Origin of the sequence: Klebsiella sp. C360 (assembly GCF_048822415.1) — a bacterium.
Classification (GTDB): domain Bacteria; phylum Pseudomonadota; class Gammaproteobacteria; order Enterobacterales; family Enterobacteriaceae; genus Klebsiella; species Klebsiella quasipneumoniae.
Genome location: NZ_JBMEZZ010000001.1, coordinates 1191892 through 1198172 on the forward strand (window position 1 = coordinate 1191892; position 6281 = coordinate 1198172).

Here is a 6281-nt window from a genome sequence, read left to right on the forward strand (position 1 = left end):
CCCCTCTCCTTAGCTAGTTCAGCACCTGCACCGCGGCGCCTTCGCGCAGCCGCTGCGCGCCGTCAGTGATCACCTGCTCGCCCGCCTGCAGCCCTTTCTCGACCGCAAACTGCTGCCCCTGTTGCCCCGCAAGGGTCAGACGACGCTGCCCGGCGGTGTGGTCCGGCTTCAGCACCCAGCTGAAAAAGCCCTGCGGATCCTGCTGCACGGCGGCAGCCGGGATCATCACCCGCGACGACAGCGCTTGCGGACGGAACAGGATCGTCACGCTGCCGCCCGGCAGCAGACGGTGCTGCGGATTGGCAAACTCCGCCCGCACCGCCACGCTGCCGGTGCGGGCGTCGATCCGGTTATCGATGGAGGTCAACACGCCGTCGCGCCGTTTGCCATCCACGTCAATTTGCGCCAGCCATGCCTGCTTCAGGGCGTGGATGTCGGCATGCTGGCCGGTTTTGCTGAAAAACGCGGCTTCGTCGAGGGCAAACGACACCCGTACCGGATCGAGCTGCACGATGTCCGCCAGCACCCCGCTGGACGGGTTGACCAGCGTCCCGACGTGAAAGGCGCTGTGGCCCACCCGCCCGGTCACCGGCGCCGCAATCCGGGTATAACCGAGCACAATCTGCTGAGCCTCGACGCGGGCTTTCGCCTGCTGCACGGCGGCGGCGGCGACGTCGCGCTGCATCCGGGCCGTGTCGAGGTCGTTGCGGCTGATGGAGTGGTTGTTGATGAGCCGCTCATAGCGAGTGAGCAGCTGCTGCGACTGGCGTAGCGAGGCTTCGGCGCTTTTCAGCTCGGCCTGCGCCAGGGCCAGCGCCGCGCGGGGCTGCGCGTCGTCGAGGGTAAACAACAGGTCGCCCTCGGTCACATACTGCCCGTCCTGGAAGTGGCGCTGAACAATCACCCCTTCGGTGCGCGCGCGAATGTCGACGGCGCGGATCGCCTCGACCCGCCCGGGGATGGCGCGTTCTTCAGCGTGAGGAGCCCGTTCTACCGTGGCGACGCGGACCGGCACCGCCGGCGCGGCGGTCGCCGTCAGGGCGCTGCCGCCCAGGACGCAGGCCAGCAGCGCAAAGCGAAAGGTGTTAATCATAGAGGATCCTTGCGAAAGTAACGCGCGCCTGCAGCCAGGCGCGCGAGATCGATCAGGCCGTTTTGCGGAACCGGCGCGTCAGACGCTTCTCGACTTCCACCACCAGGAACATGGCGATGCCGATGACCAGGGTGACAAACCAGTAGCGCAGCGGCAGCGCTTCCGTGCCAAACATGCTCTGCATCAGCGGGACATAGATAATCACCAGCTGCATCAGCAGCAGGACACCGGTCACCAGCCAGATGCCTTTATTGCGCAGCAGGCCCATGCTCAGGGAGAAGCTGTCGCTGCTGCGGCAGTTGATCATGTAGACCCACTGCGCCGTCACCAGCATCTGCAGCAGCACGGTGCGGATAAACTCCGGACTGTGGCCGCGCGGCGCCAGCCAGGCCTCAAGGATAAAGGCGGCAATCGCGATCATCGACCCGACGAAAGCCACCCGCCACACGGCGAAACCATCCATCACGTGCTGGCCGGTTTTACGCGGCGGGCGGTTCATCACGTTGCGCTCCGCGGCCTCAAAGGCCAGGCCGAAGGAGAGCGTCGCCGACGTCGCCATGTTCATCCACAGGATCAGGACCGGGGTCAGCGGAATCATGTTCCCCGCCAGCAGGGCGATGATGATCAGCAGCCCCTGCGCCAGGTTGGTCGGCATGATGAAGAGGATGGTCTTCTTCAGGTTGTCATAGACCCGACGGCCCTCTTTCACCGAGCTGGCGATGGTGGCGAAGTTATCATCGGTCAGCACCATGTCAGCCGCCTCTTTGGTGACTTCGGTGCCTTTGATGCCCATGGCGATACCCACGTCGGCCTGGCGCAGCGCCGGCGCGTCGTTGACGCCGTCGCCGGTCATGCCGACCACTTCGCCGTTATCCTGCAGGGCTTTCACCAGGCGCAGCTTATGCTCCGGGCTGGTGCGGGCAAAGATGTCGTACTCCACCGCCGCCTTCGCCAGCGCCGCATCGTCCATGTGCTCCAGCTGGTAGCCGGTCATGGCCTGGCTGCTGTTGGTGATCCCCAGCATCTGGCCGATGCTCATCGCCGTCTGCGGGTGGTCGCCGGTGATCATCTTCACGCGGATGCCGGCGGTCTGGCAGGCGTGGATAGCGTCAATCGCTTCCGGACGCGGGGGATCCATCATCCCGGCGATGCCGAGGAAAATCAGTCCCTCCTGCAGGTCCTCATGGTTCAGCGTGGTGGCATCAACGCTGGCCGGCTTACAGGCCGCCGCCACCATGCGCAGCCCCTGACGGGCGAAGCGCGCCATCTCCTCTTCCCAGTACTGCGCCTCGAAGGGCACCACGCCCTGGCGGGTCATCTGCTCGCGGCACATGGCGAAGATGACGTCCGGCGCACCGGTGATCAGCACCCGGGCGTCGCCATCGATGTGCTGCAGCGTCGACATATATTTGTACTGCGAGTCAAAGGGGATCTTGGCCACCTGACGGGCCTCCACCGCCGGGAGCTGCGCTTTCGCCGCCAGCACCTTCAGCGCCCCTTCGGTTGGCCCGCCGGTGATCCCCCACAGACCGCGCTCATCCTGGGTAAGCTGGCTGTCGTTACACAGGTCGATGGTGCGCAGCCAGGTCTCCAGCACGGTACCCGGCTGAACCTGCACGGGCTCATCGCTCCCCTCAAGGAAGATCCGCCCCTGCGGCTCATAGCTGTCGCCTTCCACCCGGTAGCAGCAGTCGGCGGTGATGATCGCCTTGACGGTCATTTCGTTCATCGTCAGGGTGCCGGTTTTATCCGAGCAGACCACGGTCATGGCGCCGAGGGTTTCCACGGTCGGCAGCTTACGGATAATCGCCCGCTTGCGCGCCATCGTCTGGACGCCGAGCGACAGAATAATCGAGATGATCGCCGGCAGCCCCTCCGGTACCGCAGCCACCGCCAGGCTAATCAGCGACAGCAGCAGTTCGCCCATCGGGATGTCCCGCAACGCGAGGCTGAAAATAAACAGCGCCACCATCATGGCGAGGATAATGACGAAAATCGCTTTGCCGAGCTTATCCATCTGCACCAGCAGCGGGGTGCGGTGCTTCTCAATGCCCGCCATCATCTGGTTGATATGGCCGAGTTCGGTCTGCGCGCCGGTGGCGGTCACCACGCCGACGCCGCCGCCGGCGCTGACGGTGGTCCCGGAGAAGACCATGTTCACCCGGTCGCCCAGCGGCAGGTCGCCCTCCAGCGCGTCGGTGATTTTATCCACCACCGTCGACTCGCCGGTGAGGATCGCCTCTTCCACCCGCAGGTTGTGCGTTTCAATCAGCCGCATGTCCGCCGGCACGCGGTCGCCGGCGCGCAGGATAACGATATCCCCCGGAACCAGGTCGCGCGTCGGGATAGTCTCATGTTTGCCGTTACGCTGGACGCGGGCATCGCTGGAGAGCATGTTGCGGATCCCCTGCAGGGATTTTTCGGCGTTGCTCTCCTGGATATGGCCGATCAGGGCGTTAATCACCGTCACGCCAAGGATCACCAGGGTATCGACCCAGTGCCCCATGATGGCGGTGAGCGCCGCAGCGGCCAGCAGCACATAAATCAGTACGTCGTTAAAGTGGGCGAGAAAGCGCAGCCAGGCCGGTTTTCCCTTCTTTTCCGGCAGCGCGTTCGGCCCGCAGGTATTCAGGCGCTCGGCGGCGTCTGCGGAACTTAACCCAGCGGCCTGGCTTTTGGTCTGCGCCAGCACTGCGTCAACGGTCTGCTGCCAGACCTGCCGTGGCGCGGTGTCGCCCGAGGGCGTCGTAAACTTTGGGTTATTCATCTTGGTCAAATTACATTTTCCTTATAAATTCCGTGAGTCGGAAAGCCTGAAATCATTCCTGGCCAATGCAATAAAAGGTGGCGAAAAAGCCGATAAAAATGTGAACCATTACAAGCCTAAATTTTTCGCAAAATAAAAAATATGTGGTAAGTTAATTCCACAAACCAACTATTACAGAATATTAATAAACCAAAACTAAACGAGGTCAAATATGTTTGGAATCTACCGCGGACGCCGTCTGGTGCTGTACATCCTGCTGGCCATTATCGCTGCCACGCTGGTGGGGTATAGCACTTATAGTTTTGTAAAAGCGCTGGCATAATAATGACGTTAATTTACAAGTAACGGGATTTAATTTAATTACAAATTATTTCAGATTAATTAACATGAGAATAAAAGGCAGGCAATAATATTAAAAAGAGGCGCATTAAGGCGAGTAAAATACAAAGCATATTGCGTTAGGTGTTATTTTGCCGGACAATATGTTTTTTAACTGATGATTAACATGACATGAAACATCCGCTGGAAACGCTCCTCTCCGCCGCCGGGATCTTACTGCTGGCCCTGCTCTCCTGTCTGCTGTTGCCCGCGCCGTCGCTGGGCCTGACGCTGGCGCAAAAGCTGGTTGAGACATTCCATATGATGGATCTCAACCAGCTTTATACCGTGCTGTTTTGTCTGTGGTTCCTGGCGCTGGGCGCCATTGAGTATCTGGTGCTGCGCTGGGTGTGGCGTCGCTGGTTTTCCCTCGAACGCTAAATCAGGAAGGGCGCGCCTCAGTGGGCGCGGCTGTGGTTCTCTTTACGGTAGGCGCCCGGCGGCAGATTGAAGGTCCGGGTGAAGACGCGGGTAAAGGTCTGCTGCGAATCGAAGCCATACTTCAGGCAGATATCGTAGACCCGCTGATCGGTGTCGCGCAGATCGCGGGCGGCCAGCAGCAGCTTCCTTTCGCGTATATAGCGCCCCAGGCTCTCCCCTTTATACTGTAAAAACAGCCGTTGCAGATGCCATTTCGAATACCCGGCATGGCGAGCGATATCATCAATACGCAGCGGTTGATGCAGGTTGTCATCAATCCACTCGACGATAGTGTCAATCACCTGAGCGGAAATCGTCATATGCTCTCTCCTCTGATACTGCACTGGCGCTTAGCGCCACCAGGCGTTAAATGATTGCGTCTTATCGGCGACCCACACCGGCTCGCCCTGCACAGGCGTCAGCAGACGCCAGGCCCTTCCTTCGCTGGCAGCCGCCAGCCGTTGATACGGTTCATCCCAGCTGTGTTTCGCCAAAACGAATCGTCCTGCATGCCCAGGCAGCACCGCGCGAGCGCGCAGGTCGTCAGCAGCCTGAGCCGTTTCATCCGGCATCATGTGGATATATTTCCAGTCCTGGTCATACTGTCCGTTCTCCATGATCGCCAGATCGATCGGACCGAACTCATCGCCTATCGCTTTAAAGTGCGGCCCATACCCGCTGTCGCCGCTGTAATAAATCTTTTGCTGCGGGGTAACGAACAGAAAACTGGCCCACAGCGTCTGGTTGCGCTTCAGCCCACGGCCGGAAAAGTGCCGCGCCGGCAGGACGTGGACGGTGAGCTCGTCGCTAACCGGAATCGCCTGCTGCCAGTCCGCTTCGGTAATCAGCGCCCCGTCCATTCCCCAGTAGCGCAGGTGCGACCCAACCCCCAGCGGCGTAATGACCCGCTTAATTTTCGGCAGCAGAGCGCGGATGGTGGCGTAATCCAGATGGTCGTAGTGATCGTGGGAGACGATCAGCAGATCGATCTCCGGCATCCCTTCCGCCCGCCACGGATAATCGCCGGGGAAGGCTTTATTGATAAAGGAGAACGGCGCCGCGTAATCGCTGAACACCGGGTCGATCAGGATGCGTTTTCCCGCCAGCTGCAGATACCAGGAAGAGTGGCCGAGCCAGACCATCACGTCCTGCCCGAGGGGCAGCGTCGCCAGGTCGGTTTTCACCAGCGGCAGCGGCTGCGCGGGACGGGCGTTTTCCCGTTTGGTCATCAAAAAATCCCACCACGCCGCCAGCATATTTTTCTGCCCGGTGAATCCCGGCGTGGGCAGCTGGTTATGGAACTGGCCGTCCCGGTAGTGGGGAGACGCTTCCACCTGGCTAAGCTGTGCCCCCTGCGGCGCCTTACCAAAACCGGCATTGAGGACAAACGGCAATGTCGTTGCTGCTGCGAGTAACATGATGGCGACCACGCTGAAAGTGACACGGTTCATATCCTGACCAGACAAAAGCCCCCATCCCGGAGGCTTTATGATATAACTTGATTATGAGTGAGTACGCACTCATTATTAGGAATGTGATGAAAGTCGTCAAGACGATTTTCAATTTTTGCGTTCCGCCGTTGCAGCGACCTGGTCAGACGTGCAAAGATCGGCGGTTTGTTTA

5 protein-coding genes are annotated in these 6281 nt (G+C 60.3%); 1 reads left to right on the forward strand and 4 read right to left on the reverse strand.

Going from position 1 to position 6281, the window contains the following annotated elements; translation table 11 throughout:
• Positions 1–13: 13 nt before the first annotated feature.
• Positions 14–1093, reverse strand: a complete 1080-nt coding sequence (locus ACOI7D_RS05890) for an efflux RND transporter periplasmic adaptor subunit (RefSeq protein ID WP_023288735.1) — start codon at positions 1091–1093, stop codon at positions 14–16.
• A 52-nt stretch (positions 1094–1145) separates the two neighbouring features.
• Positions 1146–3869, reverse strand: a complete 2724-nt coding sequence (locus ACOI7D_RS05895; RefSeq protein WP_162543090.1) for a cation-transporting P-type ATPase — start codon at positions 3867–3869, stop codon at positions 1146–1148.
• 501 nt (positions 3870–4370) lie between these two features.
• Here ACOI7D_RS05895 and ACOI7D_RS05900 point away from each other — a divergent pair.
• Positions 4371–4619: a DUF1158 domain-containing protein gene (locus ACOI7D_RS05900; protein WP_002893037.1), complete on the forward strand. Its 249-nt coding sequence runs from the start codon at positions 4371–4373 to the stop codon at positions 4617–4619.
• Positions 4620–4636: 17 nt separating this feature from the next.
• Here the strand turns inward: ACOI7D_RS05900 and ACOI7D_RS05905 are convergent, their stop codons facing one another.
• Both ACOI7D_RS05905 and ACOI7D_RS05910 read right to left on the reverse strand, forming a co-directional pair.
• Positions 4637–4978, reverse strand: a complete 342-nt coding sequence (locus tag ACOI7D_RS05905) for a RamA family antibiotic efflux transcriptional regulator (protein ID WP_004202492.1) — start codon at positions 4976–4978, stop codon at positions 4637–4639.
• A 30-nt stretch (positions 4979–5008) separates the two neighbouring features.
• Positions 5009–6124, reverse strand: coding sequence for an MBL fold metallo-hydrolase (locus ACOI7D_RS05910; protein WP_162543091.1), 1116 nt, complete (start codon positions 6122–6124; stop codon positions 5009–5011).
• Between the last annotated feature and the right edge of the window lie 157 nt (positions 6125–6281).